At 42.7% G+C, this 23,512-nt stretch carries 7 protein-coding genes; all 7 read right to left on the reverse strand.

All coding sequences use genetic code 11. From position 1 onward, the window contains the following. Positions 1-1,312 (reverse strand): type I polyketide synthase (locus CDG79_RS03780; RefSeq protein ID WP_143855411.1); only part of this gene is annotated, 1,312 nt, incomplete at its 3' end. A 2-nt stretch (positions 1,313-1,314) separates the two neighbouring features. Beyond that, the gene (locus CDG79_RS03785; RefSeq protein ID WP_094340879.1) at positions 1,315-11,250 is read right to left on the reverse strand and encodes a non-ribosomal peptide synthetase; all 9,936 of its coding nucleotides are present in this window, start codon (positions 11,248-11,250) and stop codon (positions 1,315-1,317) included. 2 nt (positions 11,251-11,252) lie between these two features. Next, entirely contained in the window at positions 11,253-19,064 is a 7,812-nt protein-coding gene (locus CDG79_RS03790) for a non-ribosomal peptide synthetase (RefSeq protein WP_094340881.1), read from the reverse strand. A 79-nt stretch (positions 19,065-19,143) separates the two neighbouring features. Further along, entirely contained in the window at positions 19,144-19,395 is a 252-nt protein-coding gene (locus CDG79_RS03795; RefSeq protein WP_094340882.1) for an acyl carrier protein, read from the reverse strand. Then, positions 19,392-20,933 (reverse strand): class I adenylate-forming enzyme family protein, encoded by a 1,542-nt coding sequence (locus tag CDG79_RS03800; RefSeq protein WP_094340884.1) that lies wholly within the window; start codon positions 20,931-20,933, stop codon positions 19,392-19,394. Before CDG79_RS03800 ends, CDG79_RS03795 begins: the two co-directional genes overlap by 4 nt. 50 nt (positions 20,934-20,983) lie before the next feature. Further along, on the reverse strand, positions 20,984-21,523 hold the full coding sequence (locus CDG79_RS03805) for a chorismate--pyruvate lyase family protein (RefSeq protein ID WP_094340887.1): 540 nt from the start codon (positions 21,521-21,523) through the stop codon (positions 20,984-20,986). Positions 21,524-21,977: 454 nt separating this feature from the next. Continuing rightward, the gene (locus tag CDG79_RS03810) at positions 21,978-23,480 is read right to left on the reverse strand and encodes an MBL fold metallo-hydrolase (protein ID WP_189524873.1); all 1,503 of its coding nucleotides are present in this window, start codon (positions 23,478-23,480) and stop codon (positions 21,978-21,980) included. Positions 23,481-23,512: the final 32 nt, after the last annotated feature.

Raw genomic sequence — 23,512 nt, forward strand, 5'->3', positions numbered from 1 at the left:
TTACATGAGCATTAGTCCCTCCCATACCAAAAGAACTAACTCCAGCACGGCGAGGGGTATTATTTGTTTTCCATTCAGTCAGGGTTGTATTCACATAAAAAGGACTGTTGGCAAAATCAATTTTGGGATTAGGTGTCTGGTAGTGCAAACTAGGAGGCAGCATTTTATGTTGCAGTGCTAATACAGTTTTAATCAAACCTGCAACGCCTGCTGCTGTATCCAAATGTCCCAAATTGGTTTTTAAGGAACCAATAGCGCAGAAACCTTTTTTATCTGTAGTTTGATTAAAAGCTTGAGTTAAAGCGGCAATTTCAATCGGGTCGCCTAAAGGTGTAGCTGTACCATGAGCTTCGATGTAGGAAATTGTTTCGGCATCTACACCAGCTAAAGCTTGAGCTTCGCCAATCACGGCTGCTTGACCGCTAACACTAGGAGCAGTGTAACCGACTTTCATTGCGCCATCGTTATTGATTGCCGAGCCTTTAATAATTGCATGGATGTAGTCGCGATCGCTAATTGCATCCTTTAATCTTTTCAAGACCACAATCCCAGCACCGCTACCGGCAATTGTTCCTTGTGCTTTAGCATCAAAAGTACGGCAGTGTCCATCAGGAGAGAGAATCATTCCCTCTTGATGTAAATACCCTATTTTCTGAGGAATACTGAGAGTAACACCACCAGCTAAAGCTATGTCACATTCACCATTTAAGAGACTTTGACAAGCTACATGAACAGCAACTAAAGAAGTAGAACACGCTGTTTGCACATTTACTGCGGGGCCAGTCAAGTTTAGTTTATATGCAACTCTTGTCGGTAAAAAATCTTTATCGTTGGAGATTCCTAATTGGATAGGGTCAATTGTTGCTAATAATTGATGATTAGGGTAGAGATTATTCAGCAAATACCTACTCATCCCTACACCACCATAAACCCCGATTAAACCATTGTAGGTTTGCGGGTCATAACCAGCTTTTTCTACAGCTTCCCAAGCCAACTCTAAAAATAGGCGTTGTTGTGGATCTATTAACTCAGCTTCTTTGGCGCTATAGGCAAAGAAATTTGCATCAAACAATTCAATGTCTGATAGTACAGAACTAGCTTTTACATAATTAGGATGATTCAGCAAATCTAGGGAAACGCCAGAATTTATTAATTCTTCATCCGTTAGCCAAGAGATAGATTCTACACCATCTCGCAAGTTATGCCAAAAGGATTCAATATCTTTTGCGCCTGAAAATCTCCCCGCAACAGCAATTATTGCTATTTCAGAATTGTTAAACTCATGATTTTTATCCACTGAATCTATTGTCATTTTTACCTTTTTCTCTGAGAACGATATTGTTGTCTTGATTCTAGCTGTTGATTTTTTAAATATTTAATTTCACTATGAGATTGAGAACGATGGTTATTTGGTTTGATTGGATCTTCTTGGTTGATTTTAGTAATTAAATATTGGCTTAAGCTATGTATAGTTGGGTAATTAAACATATCAACTATTGACAGTTCCAAACCAAATTCTTCTTGCAATTGCTGATTAATTTTTACTAGTAGCAACGAATGACCTCCTAGCTCAAAGAAATTATTATAAATTCCTACCTTTTCTACTACTAATGCTTTTTGCCAAATGCCAGCAATGATTCTTTCTACTTCTGTATTTGGCATGACATAATCTGACAGTTCCCGTTGTAAATCGGGATCGGGCAGAGCGCGACGGTCTATTTTGCCGTTGGGTGTCAGGGGGAAGGACTCTAGTATTACAAAAGCAGTTGGCAACATATACCCAGGCAGTTTATTAGAAAGGAACTGCCGCAGTTCGCCCGTTGTGAGTGTCACATCTTTTTGCGGCACTACATAAGCAACTAAACGCTTATTACCTGGAGTTTCTTCACGAGCAATGACACAACATATCTGCACATCAGCATGTTGGCTCAGTAATGCTTCAATTTCACCTAATTCGATGCGGAAGCCGCGAATTTTTACCTGATTGTCAATACGTCCCAGGTATTCAATATTGCCATCGGGTAAATAACGTGCTAAGTCTCCGGTTTTATACAGGCGTTCAGAATTAAAGGATTGCCCTTCTGTATCCCCTCTGCTCCCCTGCTCCCCTGCCCCTCTGCTTCTTCGGAAGGGATTGCTGATAAATTTTTCAGTCGTTAGTTCTGGACGGTTGAGATAACCTCTTGCCAACCCAACACCACCGATATGTAACTCTCCTGGCACACCCACAGGCACTGGTTGTAAATTTTCGTCTAAGATGTAAACTTGCGTATTAGCGATCGCTCTACCAATAGATATTTTCTCGTCATCTTGAGTGCATTTTGCGTTCGCCTTTGGCGTGGCTTTGCCAATCGTGGCACAGACAGTAGCTTCTGTTGGCCCGTAGGCGTTGAAGAAGTTTCTGCCAGCAGACCATTGCCTGATTAATTCAGGCGGACAAGCTTCTCCGGCGACAATGATTGTTTGCAATGCCGGAAGTTCTGACCCAAGCATAACTGCTAACACCGATGGTGGTAGTGTGATATGGGTAATGGAGCGATCGCGTAATTGCTTAATTAATGGTTTCCCTGGCAATAGAGAGTCTTTTGTTCCCAAGTACAGCGTTGCACCCGATCTCAGAGCCATGATGACTTCCCAAATAGAAGCATCAAAACTGAAGGAGGCAAATTGGAGAATGCGACTATCCGAAGTCAAGCCAAAAGTCTGAATCTGAGCTTGAGCTAAGTTGCATAGTCCCTTATGCTCAACCATGACACCTTTAGGTCTACCTGTAGATCCTGACGTGTAAATCACATTAGCTAGATGAAAAGCTTTGACTCCAGTTGTTGGGTTCTCTTGATTGTTTGGGGCAATTTGTTCCCAGGTTTCATCTAAAAAGACTTGTTTTGCTTGATATTCAGGAAGTCTTTGAATCAGTCGCTGTTGAGTCAGCAGCACTGAAACTTGAGCATCTTCTAGCATGAAGTGCAAGCGTTCAGTAGGATACTCTGGATCGAGTGGTAGGTATGCTCCCCCTGCCTTGAGAATCCCCAAAAGTCCGACCACCATATCTAAAGAACGTTCTACACAAATACCCACCAGCGCATCTGGTTTTACACCCAATGAGCGTAAGTAATGAGCCAATTGGTTAGCACGACAATTTAATTGGTGGTAAGTCAGTTGTTGATTTTCAAACACCACAGCTACAGCATCGGGTGTCAGCTTAACCTGCTCCTCAAACAACTGATGAATACACTTATCAGAAGGATAATCTGCCTGAGTATCGTTCCATTCAACGAGTAACTGCCGTTGCTCAACTTCTGTCAGCAGGGGCAATTGTGAGATTTGCTGCTGCGGGTTAGTAACAATGCCTTCAAGCAATGTCACAAAATGACTACTCATCCGCTTAATTGTGCTGGCATCAAACAAGTCAGTGTTGTATTCCCAAACACCCACCAGCCCAGTCTCGGTGTTCTGCATGATTAAAGTTAAATCAAACTTTGCCGTTGTGCCTTCTGTCATTAATGGAGTGACAGTTAATCCAGTCAACTCTACTTCAGACATGGGCGCATTCTGGAGGAAAAACATCACCTGAAACAGTGGTGTATGACTGAGATCCCGTTCTGGCTGCAATGCTTCCACCAGCATTTCAAAAGGCAAATTTTGATGGGTATATGCGGACAACGCCACTTCTCGAACACGAGTCAGTAATTCGCTAAAACTGGGATTGCCTGACAAATCGGTACGCATGACTAAAGTGTTGACAAAAAAGCCAATTAACCCTTCAATTTCACTGCGATCGCGGTTAGCAATTGGCGAACCCACCAATATATCTTCTTGTCCTGTATAGCGGTAAAGTAGCGTATCAAACGCTGCCAACAACGCCATAAACAAAGTCACCCCTTGTTTTTGACTTAGTTGTGTCAAGCCATTAGTTAGCTCTTTTGAGAGTGCAAACTCTTGATATGCCCCAGAGAAAGTCTGCACAAATGGCCTGGGTCGGTCTGTGGGTAAGGATAATAAAGCTGGTGCGTTTGCTAGTTGTTGTTGCCAATAACTCAGTTGGCTGTGTAAGACATCTCCTTGCAACCAGTTTCGCTGCCAAATTGCAAAATCTGCGTACTGAATTGGCAGTGACGCTAACGATGGGGATTGACCTTGAGAATAAGCATTGTACAGCGCTGCTAGTTCTTGAACAAATACACCCATTGACCAGCCATCAAAGACAATATGGTGCATACACACTAATAAGGCGTTTTCTGTCTCGGACAACACTATTAATGTTGCCCTGACCAGTGCTTGTTTTACCAAGTCATAAGGTTGAATAGCTTGTTGTTGCGCTAATTGCTGCAAAGCAATTTCTTGTTCGGCTGTGGATAAATGCTGCAAGTCAACAACACAGACAGTCCAATTCGTCTCTGTTTGAATAATTTGCGTTGGTTTTCCATCAACTGTGATGAAGTTGGTGTGTAAGGCTTCGTGGCGATGAATAATTTCTTGTAAGCTTTGTTCTAAGGCTGCAACTTCAAGAGTTCCCACTAGACGCAAAGCTAAGGGGATGTTGTAGAAGGCGCTGTTCGGGTTTAACTTGTCTAAAAACCATAGCCGTGTTTGGGCATAAGACAGTGGTAATTCTGCATCCCTTGCCCTTGGTAAAATAGCTGATGCTGTTAGTTCTAAGCCCTGTTGCTGCAACCGTTGAATATTTTGGGACAAGTCAGCAACTGTGGGTGCAGCAAATAAGCTACGCAATGGTAGTTCTATTTTTAAGCTGGTACGCACGCGGGAGACTAGTTGCGTTGCTAGTAGCGAGTGTCCTCCAAGTTCAAAGAAGTTATCGTATATGCCAACTTGCTCTACTTTTAGGACTTGCGCCCAAATTAGTGACAGAATTTCTTCAATTGGGTTACGTGGGGCAACATATTTGTCCAATAATTGGCTGTGTAAATCAGGTATGGGTAAAGCGCGGCGGTCTAGTTTCCCGTTGGGGGTAAGCGGTAGAGCTTCTAGGATGACTATTGCGCTTGGCACCATATACTCTGGTAACTTTTCCTTCAAGAAGCGACGCAGAACGCTTACTGTGAGTGTCCGATCTTTTTGGGGCACAATATAGGCGACAAGGCGTTTGTTTCCAGGAATGTCTTCGCGGGCGATGACACAAGCTGCCTGCACATCAAGTTGGCTCAGTACTGCTTCAATTTCACCCAACTCAATGCGGAAACCGCGAATTTTAACTTGATTGTCTATACGCCCTAATGATTCGATGTTCCCGTCAGGTAAATAGCGTGCTAAATCCCCAGTTTTATATAATTTACTCCCTCCTGTTTCATCAAACGGGTTGGAGATAAATTTCTGTTGTGTTAACTCTGGTCGGTTAATGTAGCCTCGCGCCAAAGAGACACCACCAATGTGCAATTCTCCTGGTACACCAATGGGTACTAGCTGTAGATCCTTATCCAGAATGTAAATTTGTGTGTTAGCAATGGGTTGCCCAATGGGAGGAAGTAGCGGCCAAGTCTCCACCGAATCGGCCAAAGTAAAACTGGTGGCTAAATGACTCTCTGATGGCCCATAGTGATTGTGCAAACTACAATCACTTAGTTTGCTTAACCATTGAGAAATAGCGGGAGTAATCTGCAACTGTTCCCCAGCAGTAATGATTTCCCTCAAATGACTATTAACTAATTCACTACTTACAGCGACTTCAGCTAGTTGCTGTAAACCAACAAAGGGGAGAAACATTCTCTCAATTGCTTTTTGTTGGAGAAAACCTAACAAAGCTGAGGCATCGCGGCGTAATTCTTCCCCAATTAAGAATAATGTGCCTCCAGAACACCAGGTAGTGAATATTTCTTGGAAGGAGACATCAAAGCTAATAGAAGCAAATTGCAGGGTTTTTGCTCCACGAGAAATTTTCAGATTTTCCCGATGCCACAGAATCAGATTGCTAAGGGCAAGTTGATTCATGGCTATACCCTTGGGTTGACCTGTAGAACCCGAAGTATAAATTATATAAGCTAAGTTATTCGCTTGTACGCCTGAGATAATATTGTCCTGACTGCACTGAGAAATCAATTCAGCGTCAGTATCTAAACAAACAAGTCTTGCTTGATGCTGAGGTAGTCTGTCAAGGAGTGACTGCTGGGTTAGCAACACTGAAATTTGAGCATCTTCTAAAATAAAGCTCAATCGCTCAGTCGGATACTCTGGGTCAATTGGCACATAAGCCCCACCAGCTTTGAGAATTCCCAGTAGTCCTACGATCATCTCTAAAGAACGCTCTACACATAACCCGACCAAGATATCTGGTTTTATACCGAAAGACCGCAAGTATTGCGCTAACTGGTTAGCACGACAATTTAATTCATAGTAAGTAAGTTGTTGATTTTCAAACTCCACTGCCACAGCATGGGGTGTCAGATCCACCTGCTCTTCAAACAAATCATGGATGCACCGATCGCAGGGATACTCAGTTTGAGTATCATTCCACTCGACAAGTAACTTTTGCTGTTCCGATTGTGTCAGCAGTGGCAATTGTGAGATTTGCTGTTCTGGATTAGCAATAATACCTGCAAGCAATGTCACAAAATGACCAGTCATTCGCTCAATGGTACTAGCATCAAACAAATCAGTGTTGTATTCCCATACCCCTACAAGTCCAGTCGCAGTGTTCTGCATGATTAAAGTTAAATCAAACCTGGCATTTGCGCCTTTTATTGAGAATGGACTGACAGTTAGCCCAGTCATCTTTACTTGAGACATGGGCGCATTCTGGAGGGCAAACATTACCTGAAACAGTGGTGTATGGCTAAGATCCCGTTCTGGCTGCAATACTTCCACCAACATTTCAAAAGGCAAATGCTGATGAGAGTATGCCTCCATCGCCATTTCACGGACACGAGTCAATAATTCGCTAAAACTGGGGTTGCCTGCCAAGTTAGAACGCATAACTAAAGTATTGACAAAAAAGCCAATTAACCCTTCAATTTCACTGCGATCGCGGTTAGCAATTGGCGACCCCACTAAAATGTCTTCTGTGCCAGTGTAGCGATAAAGTAGCGTATCAAACGCTGCCAACAGTGTCATAAACAAGGTGACTCCTTGCTGCTGACTCAGTTGTGCCAGTTCACCAGTTAGCTTCTGTGACAGTGCAAACTCTTGATATGCTCCGTTGTCAGTCTGCACAGCAGGTCTGGAGCGGTCTGTGGGTAGGGACAATAAAGCTGGTGCGTTTGCTAGTTGTTGTTGCCAGTAACTCAGTTGACTTTGTAATACATCCCCTTGCAACCAGTTTCGCTGCCATAAGGCGAAATCTGCATACTGAATTGGTAGTGGTGCTAATGGTGACGGCTGACCTTGAGAATAAGCAGTGTACAGGGCTTCTAACTCCTGAACAAACACACCCATTGACCAACCGTCAGAGACAATATGGTGGATGCACAGTAATAAAACGTGTTCTGTCTCGGACAGCATTACTAATGTTGCCCTGACTAATGGTTCATCAGCCAGATCAAACGGTTGAATAGCTTGTTGTTTCCCTAATTGCTGTGTGGCGATTTCTTGTTCGCTGCTTGGCAGATGTTGCAACTCAACAACAGAGACTGTCCAATTCGTCTGTTTTTTAATTATTTGAGAAGGCTTTCCATCAACTGCGATGAAGTTGGTATGTAAGACTTCGTGGCGATGAATAATTTCTTGTAAGCTTTGTTCCAAGGCAGTTTGATGGAGCGTTCCAACAATACGCAAAGCTATGGGTATATTGTAAAAAGCGCTATTTGGGTTTAACTGGTCTAAAAGCCACAAGCGCTGTTGAGCATAAGACAGTGGTAACTCTGCATTCTCTGCCCTTGGTACGATAGGTGCTGTAGAAAATTCTAAGTCTTGTTGCTGCGATCGCCCAATTGATTGCGCTAATTCAGCTACTGTTGCTGTAGCAAACAACTCACGCAATGGTAATTCTACTTTGAAAATGTTGCGGATGCGTGAAAGCAGTTGCGTTGCTAGTAGTGAGTGTCCCCCCAGTTCAAAAAAGTTATTATAAATGCCCACTTGTTCTACTTTCAGTACTTGCGCCCAAATTTGTACCAGCATTTCCTCAATCGGTGTACGCGGGGCTACATATTTTTCTAGCAGTGTGCTGTCTAAGTCTGGTTTTGGTAGGGCGCGGCGATCTACCTTGCCGTTGGGAGTCAGTGGTAAGGATTCCAGCAACACAAAAGCACTGGGTATCATGTACTCTGGTAGCTGTGCTTTGAGGAATTGTTGCAGTTCGCTGATTGTGGGTGTACAGTCCTGATGTGCTACCACGTAAGCGACTAAGCGTTGATCGCCAGGGGTATCTTCGCGGGCAATGACACAGGATGCTTGTACATCAACATATTGGCTCAATATTGCTTCAATTTCGCCTAACTCTATGCGGAAACCGCGTATTTTTACTTGGCTGTCGATACGTCCTAAGTATTCAATGTTGCCATCAGGTAAATAGCGTGCTAAATCTCCTGTTTTGTAAAGGCGAGAATCGGGGTCAGTGCTAAAGGGGTGAGAGATGAATTTCTCTTGTGTCAATTCAGGACGGTTAAGGTAGCCTTTTGCTAACCCCAAACCACCGATATGCAATTCTCCGGCTACACCTACAGGAACTGGTTTTAAGTCCGAGTCTAAAATGTAGATTTGCGTGTTTGCTATAGGTCGCCCAATGGGTACTGTCCTGAGATTGCTATGTGGTTTGCATTGCCAGTATGTGACATCAATTGCCGCTTCTGTTGGCCCGTAAAGATTGTGCAATTCGCAGTCTAACCGAGTAAAAAAGCGTTCTTGAAGTTCTAAAGGCAGAGCTTCACCACTACAAATAACTCGTTTCAAGCTACTGCAATTTTTGAGACTTTGTTCCTCTAAGAAAACCTGGAGCATAGAAGGGACAAAATGTAGTGTAGTAACCTGCTGCTCTAAAATTAGATTGACCAAGTAAGCACTATCTTTATGTCCACTTGGTTTAGCTACAACTAAACGCGCTCCAGTTATTAACGGCCACAAGAATTCCCAAACAGACACATCAAAGCTAAAAGGGGTTTTTTGTAAAATGCAATCTACTGCTGTTAATTGATAAGCTTGTTGCATCCACAACAGGCGATTGCAAATCCCCAAGTGGGTGTTCATTGCTCCTTTGGGCTTTCCGGTAGAACCGGAAGTGTAAATTAGATAAGCCAAGTTACTATCTTGCAAAGTAGTAATTGGATTATCCTGACTTGATTGAGAAATAGATTGCCAATCAGTATCTAAACATACAACCTCCGCTTGATGCTGAGGCAACTTTTCCAGGAGTTGCTGTTGGGTGAGCAGCACTGGAACTTGAGCATCTTCTAACATAAAGCTCAAACGCTCAGTTGGATACTCTGGGTCAAGCGGCACATAAGCACCACCCGCCTTGAGAATCCCTAACAGCCCCACAACCATTTCTAGCGATCGCTCTACACACAACCCAACTAATACATCGGCTCCTACACCTAATGAGCGCAAGTAATGCGCCAACTGATTAGCTTGAGTGTTTAACTGCTGATAAGTCAGTTGTTGATTGCCAAACACTACTGCTACAGCATCAGGGGTATGCTCTACCTGCTCCTCAAATAACTGGTGGATGCACTTATCAGAGGAATAGTCTACTTGAGTGTTGTTCCACTCTACTAAAAGTTGATGACGTTCTGCGATCGCTAACAGTGGTAATTCTGCAATCCGCGCTTTGGGATTGGCAACAATTGCTTGTAGTAAAGTTTGAAAATTTTGGGCGATGCGAGTAATTGTAGCCGCATCAAATAAATCAGCATTGTAAGACCATACGCCCTCTAGACCTCCTGAAGCTTCCCAGTAGTTCGCTTCCAGGTCAAACCTGACCATTTCATCAACTGGCAAGAATATTTTCTCAATAGTTAAACCTGGCAAATCCCAAAAAGACTGTGAGGCATTCTGGAGGGAAAACATCACCTGCACCAGGGGATTACGGCTTAAATCTCGGTCTGGTTGTAACTTTTCCACCAACATCTCAAAGGGCAAGTCCTGATGGGCATAAGCTGACAAAGTTGTTTGCCGCACTTGCGCTAAGAAGTCAGCAAAGCTGGGGTTGCCAGAGAGATCGCCCCTTAATGCTAGGGTATTAGCAAAAAATCCCATTAGCTGCTCGACGCTCTTGTGGTTGCGGTTAGCGATGGGGGAGCCAACAACAAAATCTGCCTGACTACTGTAACGAGAGAGCAAGACCAAAAAAGCTGCTAGTACAGTCATAAACAAGGTTGTGTCTGACTCTTGGCTCAGTTGCTTGAGGCGTTGCGTGAGGTGGCGATCGAGTTGAAAATGCTCAACTCCACCCCGGAAGGTTTGAACCGGGGGACGAGGCCGATCCGTAGGTAGTTCTAGTACGCCAGGGACACCTGCTAACTGTTGTTGCCAGTAATTGAGTTGGCGTTCCAGGACAACGCCTGTTAGCCACTGGTGTTGCCAAACTGCAAAGTCAGCATACTGGATGGACAGTTGGGCTAGTGGGTAGGGCAATCTTTGAGCGAAAGCTGTATATAGCTGAGATAACTCACAGAAGAAGATGTTCAAAGACCAACCATCGTAGATAATGTGGTGCATCTTCAACAGCAGTACATACTCTTGCTGGCTCAGTTGGAGTAAACTGAATTGTACTAATGGCCCAACAGCTAGATCGAAAGGCTGAGATGTAAGGGACTGAGCCATTTGCCGAATCCGGTCAGTTTGATCCTGGGCTGACAATCCCTGCAAGTTATGGATTGGTAAAGTTAAGGCAGTGGGGGGAGCAATTAGCTGGAAGGGTTTTCCGTCTACAGTCGGAAAAGTGGTTCTTAATATCTCGTGGCGGCAAATGAGTTCATTTAGACTCTCTGAGAGTGCAACTACATTCAGCGCCCCATTTAGTCTTTGAACATCCAGCAGATTATAAGAACGACTGTCTGGTGACAAATGGTGCAAAAACCAGAGTCGCTGTTGAGCAAAAGACAGTGGTAGCTCACCGTCCCGTGGCACTCTTTGAATGGGCAACTGATGAGAGGTTTTAACGTGCTTCGCTTGCTGTAAAAACAGTATAATTTCTGCTTTCCGCCCAGCTATTTCCTGACGTAGCGATGGAGTTAATACCCCTTCAGGTGCGTGACAGCGCAAGCGAACCTCTTCCAGAGGCGCTCCGCTAACGCCATCTACCTCTAGTTCTATACTTAAGTTTGTCAGTTTACGAACAAATTCAAAGGTGCTGTTAGTCATGCTCAAAACTCCACTACCTCGCTACTGACTTCTTTAATTGATAAATTTTGTGTTACCAAATCCACTACTTCTATGTAGGCTGCTATGCCAGCGACTGTGGGAGACTCGAACATCATCTGTATAGATAGATCGAGTTCAAAAGCTGAGTTGATCTCTGACAGGACTTGGGTAGCTAGTAGGGAATGTCCTCCTAGTTCAAAGAAGTTATCTTTAACACCAATGCGTTCAACCCCTAAGACTTGACTCCAGATTTGAGCGATTTGAGCTTCAATAGGCGATCGCGGTAAAACAAAGCCAGTAGAAAGATTTCTCGTGGCTGTATCAGGTGTTGGCAAAGCGCGACGATCTACTTTGCCATTGGGTGTTAAGGGCAGGGCATTGAGGACAACAAAAGCTTGCGGTACCATGTAATCGGGTAGCTTTTGTTGGATATATTCACGTACCTGCGGCACTAGTTTCTGAACTAACTTGCCGTATAGGGGATTATTAGTGTAGTCAGTCCAGGGTTTGGTTGTGACGGCTGAAGTGTCCCAAAAAGCAATTGCCTCTTGTGCGTTAGATGTTTGCGTTGAACTATTGCGACAGAACACCACATCATAGCAACCATCCTGACTACTCTCCCACCAACTTAAGTGGACAGTGTAACCGAGTTGCTGTCCCAACTCGTAAAACTTTTCTGGATTGATCCCAGCAGTTGGTTGTTGTGCTAAGAACTGCCGCAGTTGGCTGACTGTTTCTACAGCCGGGGGATTTTCCAGCCATTGCCAAATCTGTAGTGCTTGCTGTACCCGTTGATTCGGGACGCGTCTGATTCCCAGGCGTTCTGGTTGCTCATGAAGCAGTTGATTTTGAATTTGTGTGAACGAGAGCTTATCTAGTTGCCAATTTAACCAAGCAACAGTATTTGCTTGAACATTAATACCGACATGGAGGGTAACATCGTAGCGGAATTGAGTTAGCTCATTTTGGGCGTAACCGCGTTTTGGCTGAATCTCCACCCAACCAATCTGGGGAAAACGTGTCTGAAGGGCAATGAAGAAACTGGGATCGATGACTAATTCTTCCTCGGCGGCCATACTCTGATGTACCTGTTGCTGCCACTGGTTAATAGTTTTATCCTCAGCAACTTGGGACAACTGCACAGCTGCATGGTATGGCTCCAGTAATGGCAAGCTGCGAACATCGCCCACGAAGATTGTACCTTGTTGAGTAATTGTAGACATCGCTCCTTCAATAACCTGCAACAGATACTCAATACTGGGAAAATACTGCACGATTGAGTTCAAAATAACAGTGTCGAATTCTCCTTGGGGGATACCTTCAAAGTTATCTGCCATTTGGTGCAGCAACCGCACATCTTCTAGACCCTCAACAGTGCTGCATATCTGCTTAACGTGCTGTATGGCGGCGATGGAATAATCAGTACCCCAATACTGTTGAGAGTACTTGGCAAGACGAGATAGCAGTAACCCTGTTCCGCAACCAATTTCTAATATATGCTGGGGAAAGTTAGCTTTAATGCGGCTGACTGTACTCTCAACCCACTCTTGCATTTCCTGGTCTGGGATGGGTTGCTTGGTATACGAACTGTTCCAACCAGCAATATTAAATGTTAGATCGTCTGTAGTTTGATTTTGGCTGTAGAGTTGTTCATAAAGCGTTTGCCAATCACTCACATACTCACTTTGCCATTGAGAAACCTGTTGCGGTAATGTTTGACGATGAAGTGCAGGTACTAAGTAAGCTACCAAACGTTTATCGCCAGGTGTGTCTTCTCTTACAAGCACAACACTCTCTTGCAGTAAGGGGTGTTGACTCAAAACGGTTTCAATTTCTCCTAGTTCGATGCGAAAACCGCGAATTTTCACCTGATAATCAATCCGACCGAGAAACTCAATATTCCCATCACTCAGGTAGCGTACCTTATCTCCAGTTTTGTAGAGGCGATCTCCAGGCTGAGAACTAAAGGGATTGGGAATTAATTTCTCTTGTGTTAACTCTGGTCGGTTGAGGTATTCTCTTGCTAGACCATCTCCGCCAATGTATAGTTCTCCCGGAACGCCAATTCCTACTGGCTGTAGTTGGGAATCTAATACATAGATTTGTGTGTTGGCAATCGGTCGTCCGATGGGAATGGTTGTAGCGGATTCTGGGACATCCTGCACTAAGTACCAGGAAGTAAATGTTGTATTCTCTGTCGGGCCATAAACATGGAGGAGTCGCTGCGGCGCACCATTGTTCAGTACTTCTTTCACCCATTTAGGATCGACAGCTTCGCCTCCAAATAGGAGATGACGTAATGAATTGAAAGCAGAGGGGACTTCCTGAGCAATTTGATTGAACAAGGCAGTTGTCAAGAATAATACGCTGATTCTTTGCGATCGCAAAAAATCAGCAAAATCTCTGGGCGAAAGTGCCAATTCTTTGCTCACCCCTACCAACCGCGCCCCATTCAGTAACGCTCCCCAAATTTCAAAGGTAGCTGCGTCAAAGGCGTAATTTGCAGCTTGGGCAATGACATCTGTTGATTCCATGTTGATGTAGTTTGTGTTTATTACCAAGCGGTTTACGGCTCGGTGATTGACAGCCACTCCTTTGGGTTTCCCTGTTGAACCGGAAGTGTAGATGACATAAGCCAGATTATCGGCTTTCACCTTCGTTTTGGGGGTTTGTTGGCTTTCAAGAGCGATCGCATCTGCATCAGTATCAAAATAAACAACACGCGCTTGATGTTGGGGAATTACATCGGTTAATTTCTGTGTTGTCAACAGCACCGATATCTGAGTGTCTTCTATGATAAAAGCTAAACGCTCTTGGGGATATTCAATATCCAAAGGCACATACGCCGCACCTGCCTTAAGAATTGCCAACAACCCGACAACCATAGATACAGAACGTTCCACACAAATACCCACCAGCACACCTGGTTTTACGCCCAGTTTTTGCAGATAATGTGCTAATTGATTTGCTTGTGCATTCAATTCCTGATAAGTTAACTTTTGCTCTCCAAAAACCACAGCGATCGCATCAGGAGTCTGTTCGGCTTGCGCTGCAAACAAATCATGGATACATTGGTTACTTGGATAATCCGTTTGGGTGGCGTTCCACTCTACTAACAATTGCTGCTTTTCTTGTGCTGTTAGTAAGGGCAATTGGCTGACTGGTTGTTCTAGATTAGTGACGATCGCCGCTAACAAATTCTGGAAATGTTTCATCATGCGAGCGATCGTTGCCGCATCAAATAAATCGCTGCTGTAATAGCAAAATCCCTCAAGACCTTCAGGGATTTCCCAAAAGTGAACTTCTAGGTCAAACCGCACTGCTTCAAGTCCCCAAGGCATTTTCTCGACCGTTAAACCAGGCAAATCCCAAGGGTTACTTGGCGCATTCTGAAGGGCAAACATCACTTGCAGCAGTGGGTTACGATCCAGGTTTCGCTCCAGTTGCAACTCTTCAACTAACATCTCGAAGGGCAAATCTTGATGGTCGTAAGCGTTTTGAGTTATCTGCTGCACCTGTTCCAGCAAAGCTTTCAAGGTCAGTTCTGAGGACAAATCGAATCTCAGCGCCAGAGTATTGACAAAAAAACCAATTAACCCTTCTATTTCTTTGCGGTTGCGATTTGCGATCGGGGAGCCAATTACAAGATCCGTTTGACCACTGTAGCGAGACATTAACACAACAAAACCCGTCAGCAGTGTCATAAACAGAGTCGTTCCAGACTCTAGGCTGAGTTGTCTAAGTTGCTGTGTTAGTTTGCCATCTAGTTGAAACCGCTCTATACCTCCCCGAAAAGTTTGGATAGATGGGCGGGGGCGGTCTGTAGGCAATTCCAACAAAGGTGGTGCTGCTGCTAACTGTTGTTTCCAGTAACTTAACTGAGGTTCCAATACCTGAGTTGTCAGCCATTGGCGCTGCCATAAGGTAAAGTCGGCATACTGTACAGATAACTCTGGTAATTGCACCGCGCTACCTGCGGTAATGGCTCGATAATGGGCAGATAATTCACGGTTCAAAACGCCTATTGACCAACCATCAGCAGCAATATGGTGAATGGCTATCAGTAGTACATACTCGTCAGCCGCAACTTGCCACATCTTGACCCGCAAGACAGGATCTTTAGTCAGATCGAATGGTTTGTAGGCTTCTTTTATCGCTAGTTGCTCTACTTGTTTGGTAGGGTCTACCACATTCTGTAGATTCACCACTGGTAAAGTTATGATTATATCAGGGGCTATTACCTGTACTGGCTTATCATCCTTGATCTCAAAACGAGTCCGCAGAACTTCATGCCGTTGCACCATCTCCCCAACTGCTTGTTCCAAAGCTTTGATATTGAGATTCCCCACCAAACGCATAGCAAAAGGCATTGTGTAAGCACCACTTTCGCCTTCTAAGTGATGGAGAAACCACAGGCGCTCTTGTGCCCAAGATAAAGGTATGTCTTGTCTTGTGGTAACGGGAAAAATTGCCGGAAGAATCAAACTCGAACCAGTTTGAAGAAGTTCACCTAAGATAACTTCACTTAACTGAGCAATGGTTGGTGACTCAAATAAAGAACGCAACGGTAACAAAGTCCCAAAGGCTTCTGGCAAGCGGGAAATTACTTGAGTCGCTAGTAGGGAATGTCCCCCTAGTTCAAAGAAATTATTGTAAATGCCTACTTTCTCTAACCTCAGCACTTGACACCAAATCAGTGCTAACGTTTCCTCAATTGGGTTGCGGGGTGCAACAAATTTATCTGCTATTTCACTGAGTAAATCTGGTGCAGGTAAGGCACGGCGGTCTACCTTACCGTTGGGAGTTAGGGGTAGAGCTTCTAGAATTACAAAAGTACTAGGAACCATGTAATCTGGCAACTTGGCTTTCAGGAATTGCCGCAGTTCGCTGATTGTCGGTATCACTTCTTTTTGCGGCACTATGTAAGCGACTAACTGCTTCTGTCCAGGGCGATCTTCGCGGACAATGACGCTAGATACTTGCACATCGCCGTGTTGATTCAGTACTGTTTCAATTTCTCCCAACTCGATACGGAAGCCCCGAATTTTTACCTGATTGTCGATGCGTCCCAGGTATTCGATGTTGCCATCTGGCAGATAACGTGCTAAATCGGCGGTTTTATATAATTTACTCCCTCCGTTCAGTGAGCGGAGCCGAACCGCCGCTTTCTCAAAAGGATTAGAGATAAATTTCTCTTGTGTCAACTCAGGAAGGTTGAGATAGCCTCGCGCCAAAGAGACACCACCAATGTACAATTCTCCTGGTACGCCGACGGGTACAAGCTGTAGATACTTATCCAGGATGTAGATTTGTGTGTTAGCAATAGGGCGGCCAATGGGAGGAAGTAATGGCCAAGTGTTGACTGAAGAATTAGTTAGACTAAAAGTAGTAACTACATGACTCTCTGATGGCCCATAATGATTGTGCAAAGTACAATCATTTAATTTGCTTAACCATTGAGAAATAGCGGGAGTAATCTGCAACTGTTCCCCAGCAGTAATAATTTCTCGTAGATTACTCGTAACTGATGCACTCGCAACAGCTACTTCAGCTAGTTGCTGTAAGGCAACAAAGGGAACAAATAATCTCTCAATAGCTTTTTCTTCAAGAAAACCTAACAAAGCTAGGGCATCTAGGCGCAAGTCCTCTCCAATTAAGAACAATGTACCTCCCGAAAACCAGGTAGAGAAGATTTCTTGGAAGGAGACATCAAAGCTGATAGGAGCAAATTGCAGCGTTTTTGCTCCAGTAGAAATTGGATTATTTTGCAGTTGCCACAAGATTAGATTACCAAGAGCAAGCTGATTCAATGCTACACCTTTAGGTTGACCTGTAGAACCAGAAGTGTAAATCACATAAGCCAAGTTATTCGCTTGTACGCCAGAGATAAGATTATCCTGACTTGACTGGGAAATGAGCGGCCAGTGAGCATCCAAACAGACAAGCTGTGCTTGATGCTCAGGTAGTCTTTTAAGTAGTTGCTGTTGAGTTAACAGTATGGAAACAGCCGCATCTTGTAGCATGAAGCTTAAACGCTCTTGGGGATACTCTGGGTCAATTGGCACATAAGCACCACCTGCCTTGAGAATGCCCAAAATACCCACTACCATTTCTAGCGATCGCTCTACACAAATACCCACTAGCGTATCTGGTTTTACACCCAATGAACGCAAGTAATGTGCCAACTGATTAGCACGACAATTTAATTGGTCATAAGTCAGTTGTTGGTCTTCAAATACAACTGCTACTGCATCAGGTGTACGCTCTACCTGCTCTTCAAACAACTGATGGATACATTTATCAAAGGGATAATCCGCCTGAGTATCGTTCCACTCCACGAATAACTGCTGTTGCTCAACTTTTGTCAGTAAAGGTAATTGCGAAATCCGCTCTTCTGGGTTAGCAACAACCCCTTCCAGCAAGGTCACAAAATGCCCCACCATCCGGGTAATTGTAGCTGGGTCAAATAAATCAGAGTTGTACTCTAAACTGCCACTCAGTCCTTGCTCATTCTCCGTTATCGATAAAGTTAAATCATACTTAGCTGTGGAGTTTTCTATTTCTATGCGAGTTAGAGATAAACCAGGTAATTCCAATTTTCCAGGCGGCGTATTCTGTAAAATGAACATTACCTGAAATAATGGAGAGTAGCAGAGGTTTCTTTCTGGCTGCAAAGCTTCTACTACTTTTTCAAACGGCACATCTTGGTGAGAGTATGCTTCCATTGCTACTTGGCGTACTCTTTGCAGTAATTCCCAAAAGCTGGGATTCCCAGAAACGTCAGTCCGCAACACTAAAAGATTGACAAAAAAGCCGATTAGAGATTCTATTTCACTACGGTTACGGTTGGCTATTGGGGAACCGATGAGAATATCTTGCTGATTACTGTAGCGCGATAGCAAGATGACAAAGCTAGTCAGCAAAGTCATAAATAAGGTTGCGCCTGACTTTTCGCTCAAGCTTTTGAGTTTTTGAGTCAGATGATAATCTAGCTGAAAGTGCTTGATACCACCACGGTTTGTCTGTATGGGTGGGCGCACTCGGTCGGTAGGAAGTTCCAGCAGAGGAGGCGATCCTGCTAGTTGTTGCTTCCAGTAGTTCAGTTGAGTGTCCATGACTTGACCTTGCAGCCATTGTCTTTGCCAAACAGCAAAGTCTGCGTACTGGATGGGCAATTCAGGTAGGGGAGAGGACTTATCAGTGGAAAAAGCTATGTACAAGGCTGTCAGTTCGCGCCACAAAATACCTTCAGACCAACCATCAAAGGCAATGTGGTGAACACTCAGGAGTAGCACATATTCATTTTCATCCAGATGCACTAAGGAAGACCGTAACAGCGATCGCTGCTCTAGATCAAAGGGTTGTTCAACTTCGTTTTTAACCAGTTGCAAAACTTGAGTTTCCCTTTCTCTTTCAGGAAGTTCCTGAAGATCCACTACAGATAACGTCAATTTGAGGCTGGGAGCAATTACTTGAACAGGCTTGTTTTGGAAAGCTAAAAACGTAGTCCGCAATGTTTCGTGGCGTTGGATAATCTCATTGAGACTATTCTCTAATGCAGAAATGTTGAGTAAACCCTGAAGGCGAAAAGCCAAGGAGACATTATAAGTAGAGCTATCTTGCTGTAACTGGTAAAGGAACCATAACCTTTCTTGAGAAAAAGACAAAGGCAAGTGTTCATTCCGAGATACAGGTATCAAAGCTGGAGCTTGATTTTGTAATTCGAGAATGTTTGCGATCGCTTGCCAGATATTTTTCCCGGTTTTTACTGACTTATTTGGTTCTAATGGATTTGTTTCAGCAGAATAGCTCATTGTAGTCTTCTTTTTTCAGGTCTTTTAGGGATATTCTGAAGTCTTTCAGTCTTTTCAAAAAAACTGTCTCTAAAAATTATTAGCCTTGCTTTTCATTGATTAGCCTCACAAGAGTTTGTACGCTTTGAAAATTTTCTGCATTAATATCATTAACTGCAAATTTAATACCAAAATTATTCTGTAATTTAAGCACAAGTGTCATAGCGTTTACAGAATCCAGCCCTATACTAAAAAGATTGCTAGAGTCTGACAAATCTTCACTATTAATATTTGGTAAAATACTTAAAACAACATTTTTGATTTCTTTTTCAATTAAACTGATGTTTTTCATGATTTTATAGTTTCTGATAAATTATCAATTAAGCTTTTTCTTAATATCTTGCCTAATGGACTTTTGGGAATCTCGTCACGAAATTCGATAATTTTCGGTACTTTAAAATCAGCCAATTTGTCTTTACAGTAAGATAGAATATCCTTCTCTTCACAAATACCTTGGTTTTGAGGTACGATAACTGCCTTTATAATTTCTCCTGCATATAAGCCTTTGATGCCCACAACAACTGCTTCTTTAACCTGACTATGAGTTAATAGGATATTTTCTATTTCTAGTGGATCAACTTTGTGACCTCCTGTATCAATGAAGATTTGCGTTCTACCAGTAATGTAAACACGTCCAAATTCATCTTTTTTACCTAAATCACCAGTAAAAAACGAACCATCTTTAAATACCTGTTGATTTACTTCTAATTGATTATGATATCCTCTAGTTAATGCTTGACTTTTAATGACTATCTCTCCAATACTTCCAATTGGTAGTTCTTTCCCCGCATCATCAATAATTTTAATGTCAATATTTTTTAAAGGACAACCTACAGAATTATAGGTGTTTTTTAGGTCTTCATCTAGATTAATCGCAATAGAACCAGCTTCTGTACAACCATAAAGTTGTCTCGGAGGAATGCCAAATCTCTGAATAAACTTATCAAAAATCTCTTTTGATAAAAAGTTACCGGCAGAAAAGCATAGTTTCAGTGTGGAAACATCAACTTGAGTATCATCTGGTGTTTCAGCTAGAGTATTAAAAATATAAGGAACAGCAGGTAAAATAGTAATTTTCTCTTTTTCGATAAGTTCTAATACCCTCGAACGTCTAAAAACAAATGGCACCTCAATGGCTTTGCCTTGATGTGAAACTTGTTCTAAAATCACTAGGGTTGCACCATTATGTATAGTAGCTAACAAGCAATTTCCTAATCCATGTGCATGATAAAGTGGCACTATACATAAAATATTATCTTCTGGAGATATATTAGTAGTTTCAGTAAAGTTTATAACTTCTTGATATAAATTATTTTGGGTTCTACATACTCTTTTCGGTCTGCCCGTAGAACCAGAGGAATATTGATAAAGTACATCACCTTTAAAAATAGAGGTGCTTTCCGTAATTATTGATTTATCGACTTCTTTGGTAAATGGATAAGTATCATCAAGGACAATTAATTCTATTCTTTTGTCTATTTTTGAGATAATTTTATGACTAATATCTGCCCCATTACTATTGGTAATAATTGCTCTTGTATTGCTGTCAATAATGTAGTGGCTGAGTTCTTCTTCTTTGAGAAGAGGATTAATTGGCAAAACTATAGCATTCAGTTTAGCAGTCGCGTAAAAGGCGATCGCAAATTCTGGACTATTAGGCAAATTTAATGCTATACAGTCACCTCGATCAATACTAAACGTGCTTAAATAGTTACTTAAATGTGTGATATTAGCATAAAACTCTTGATAGCTAATCCTCAATGTGTCATAAGCGATCGCAGTTTTATCGGGATATTTTTTGATAACCTCAATAAGACTTTTTTCTAACATTCTTACCTCAATAATTAAAGGAATACAAATCTATTTTAGAAATTAAAGTATTAAAACTTTTTAAGAAAGTAGCTTTCTGGAAACTTTTCAGTAATCATTATTATCGGTTTTTTATTAGAAAAAACTCGATAAGTCCGAGAAAGTATTTTGTCTTCTCTTGCTATATTAAAATAATCAGATAAGTCATCAGATGTTTCTATCGCTGAATCGATTATTTCTTTAAATGTCTCAACTTTATGTTCTAACCAAAGCCTACCAATTGGTTCTTGAGATTCAGTTAGTTTGGTTCTCAACCTGTTATCTAATCTTTCATGTACAATTATGGATTCGGCATAAATAAAATTATTTAGACTAATCTTGCCTTGTAATAATACTTTTCTTTCAATTACTTGATTACCAATATCCAAATCTAAAGCTGGAATAGATTTTGTAATCTTAACTATTTCTTCTGATAATTTAACTAACTGAATTTTTTCCAACAGATAAGCTTCTAATATTTCTGTTAACGTGCCATCAGTTGTTAGTAAAATTCTTTGGAATGGACTCAGATTAAGCGGTTCAATATGCTTGCTTATCAATACTTTTTGCATAGTCTAAACTATATATAGGTTACTTACTATTTTGTGTTGTTAGAGGATATATTAAACATTTTTTCAATTTTAATAAGTTTATTACTTTTTACCTAATATGATGAGCTTTAATATATAAATTATCTCAGGTTTATCAAAAAAATACAATAGCAGTTAAGAGAGTTAAGTGGATATTTCAGACAGTTAAGTGGGCATTTCAGACAGTTAAGACAGTTAAGTGGACAGTTAAGACAGTTAAGACAGTTAAGCTGATAATAAAAATATTTAAAATAGTTAATGAATAATAATTACTAACTGCTTGTAGCTAGCGATCGCATCAGTTTGCAAGTCTGGGATAGAAGGTAACGATCGCCATGTACTTAAGAGACTATTGGCAAAGCCGAGACAAAAATTGCTGAAGAAAATTCACCCATATTGGGCCTCCAAGCGGGCAATTGAAAGGTTAATTCGTTCTTTAGCTCAAGAGTTGCTCCCCTACCGACTTAAAATATGGCCAAGATTGGTTTTGAACTACTTGCGTATCCTCTTGAGCAAACGCAAGAGCATCTCCAGGGCGAAGCAAGCAAATCGATACAGGAGAAGCGATCGCTCCATCTTTGCGGGTTCCAGAGCGCACAGTTGCTACCTGGCAAACATGCTCTGGGGTTGGATCGACTGCCATGATGTGTGCTTGCGATCCATCAAGGCAAGGGCCAAGACCACGCTGCCAATACCAAGGAGCGCCACCATCGGAGTACGGTACAATTCGTTTGGCATTCCAGATTTCCGCTACATCAATTAAATCATCGGCATCGCACATCATCTTTTGGCGGACTTGCCAGCTTTTCTCTGGTACAAAAGGAAGATAGCGAGCGACTGATGAAAAGAGATATTGAATCGGATACAGTCCAAAACCTCGATATCCTCCAAATAAAGTATCAAGGGAACCATAACGCTCTAAGGCTGCGGCTGCCAGTTTTTTGACATCTCCCAAGCAGTCAGTCCCTGAGTCTGCTGTGAGAGCAATACGGCGATCGCAATATTCAACGAGGTAAGTGTTACCCTCATTGCGAATCTCTGGGTGCAGTGCCTCAGCAACCGTTGGCTGTTCCCCGTAAAAAGGCATGGCAATAATTCGCATCCCACCAATTTGGGTTTCATCGAACCAGCGCAGTGTGTGAATATTCTTGAACCCAAGCTGATGCAGCCGTAATGCCATATCGATCGCCAATACAGATTCTCGCTTGACTTCAGGAAGGAAGATTGGCGTGTTTGCACCAAGTCGCAGCAAGGTTCCTAAATCAAAATGATCGGGGTGAGAATGGGTAATGAATACAGCATCGGGTTGTCCCATTTCCTCTAAGCTGAGGGGTTGGTAGTTTGGTGGATAAACCTCAGACTTGGGCAACAAAAATGGATCGAAGAGAAGACTAGAGTTGCCATCACTGAGCCGCAGGGTTGAGTGACCAACAAAGGTAGCATGGCCAAGTTCTGGCTTGACGGATAGTTCATTGAAGTCAACCAGTGCGCCATAGTCACTCAACACGTTCCATAACTCGCGGGCAATGGTTGCAGTCGGAGTTGTACTTCCTTGTTGCCATTCTCCTAAATACAAAGCTAAATCGGATAGGAGATGGGATGATAGTTCGAGAATGACAATACTTTCACCAGTATTACGTTCCAACTGAAGCGCAACAGGTTTAACGGCTTTGGTATCGGGATAAAGCCAATCTTCCAAAAGCACACCAGGACGCTGATACAAATCTGCAAGACCACCAGGAACCATTGTCGCTGCCAGTAATTCCCGCGAATGAGCCACCACATCTGCCAGCCCATATCGATGGCGGTGTGCTGTGATGTTGGCGCAGTAGCGACGGATGATAGTGTCGCATTGTCCGGTTATAGCACTACCAAACTGGGTTTCGTCTTGGTAGATGAGTTGGAATCCAATGGTGCTGCTTAATCTTCGACGTATCATATAAGGGACTTCCAAATAAAAAAATACCCAAA

It is taken from the genome of Nostoc sp. 'Peltigera membranacea cyanobiont' 232, from assembly GCF_002245985.1.
In the GTDB taxonomy this organism is placed as follows: domain Bacteria; phylum Cyanobacteriota; class Cyanobacteriia; order Cyanobacteriales; family Nostocaceae; genus Nostoc.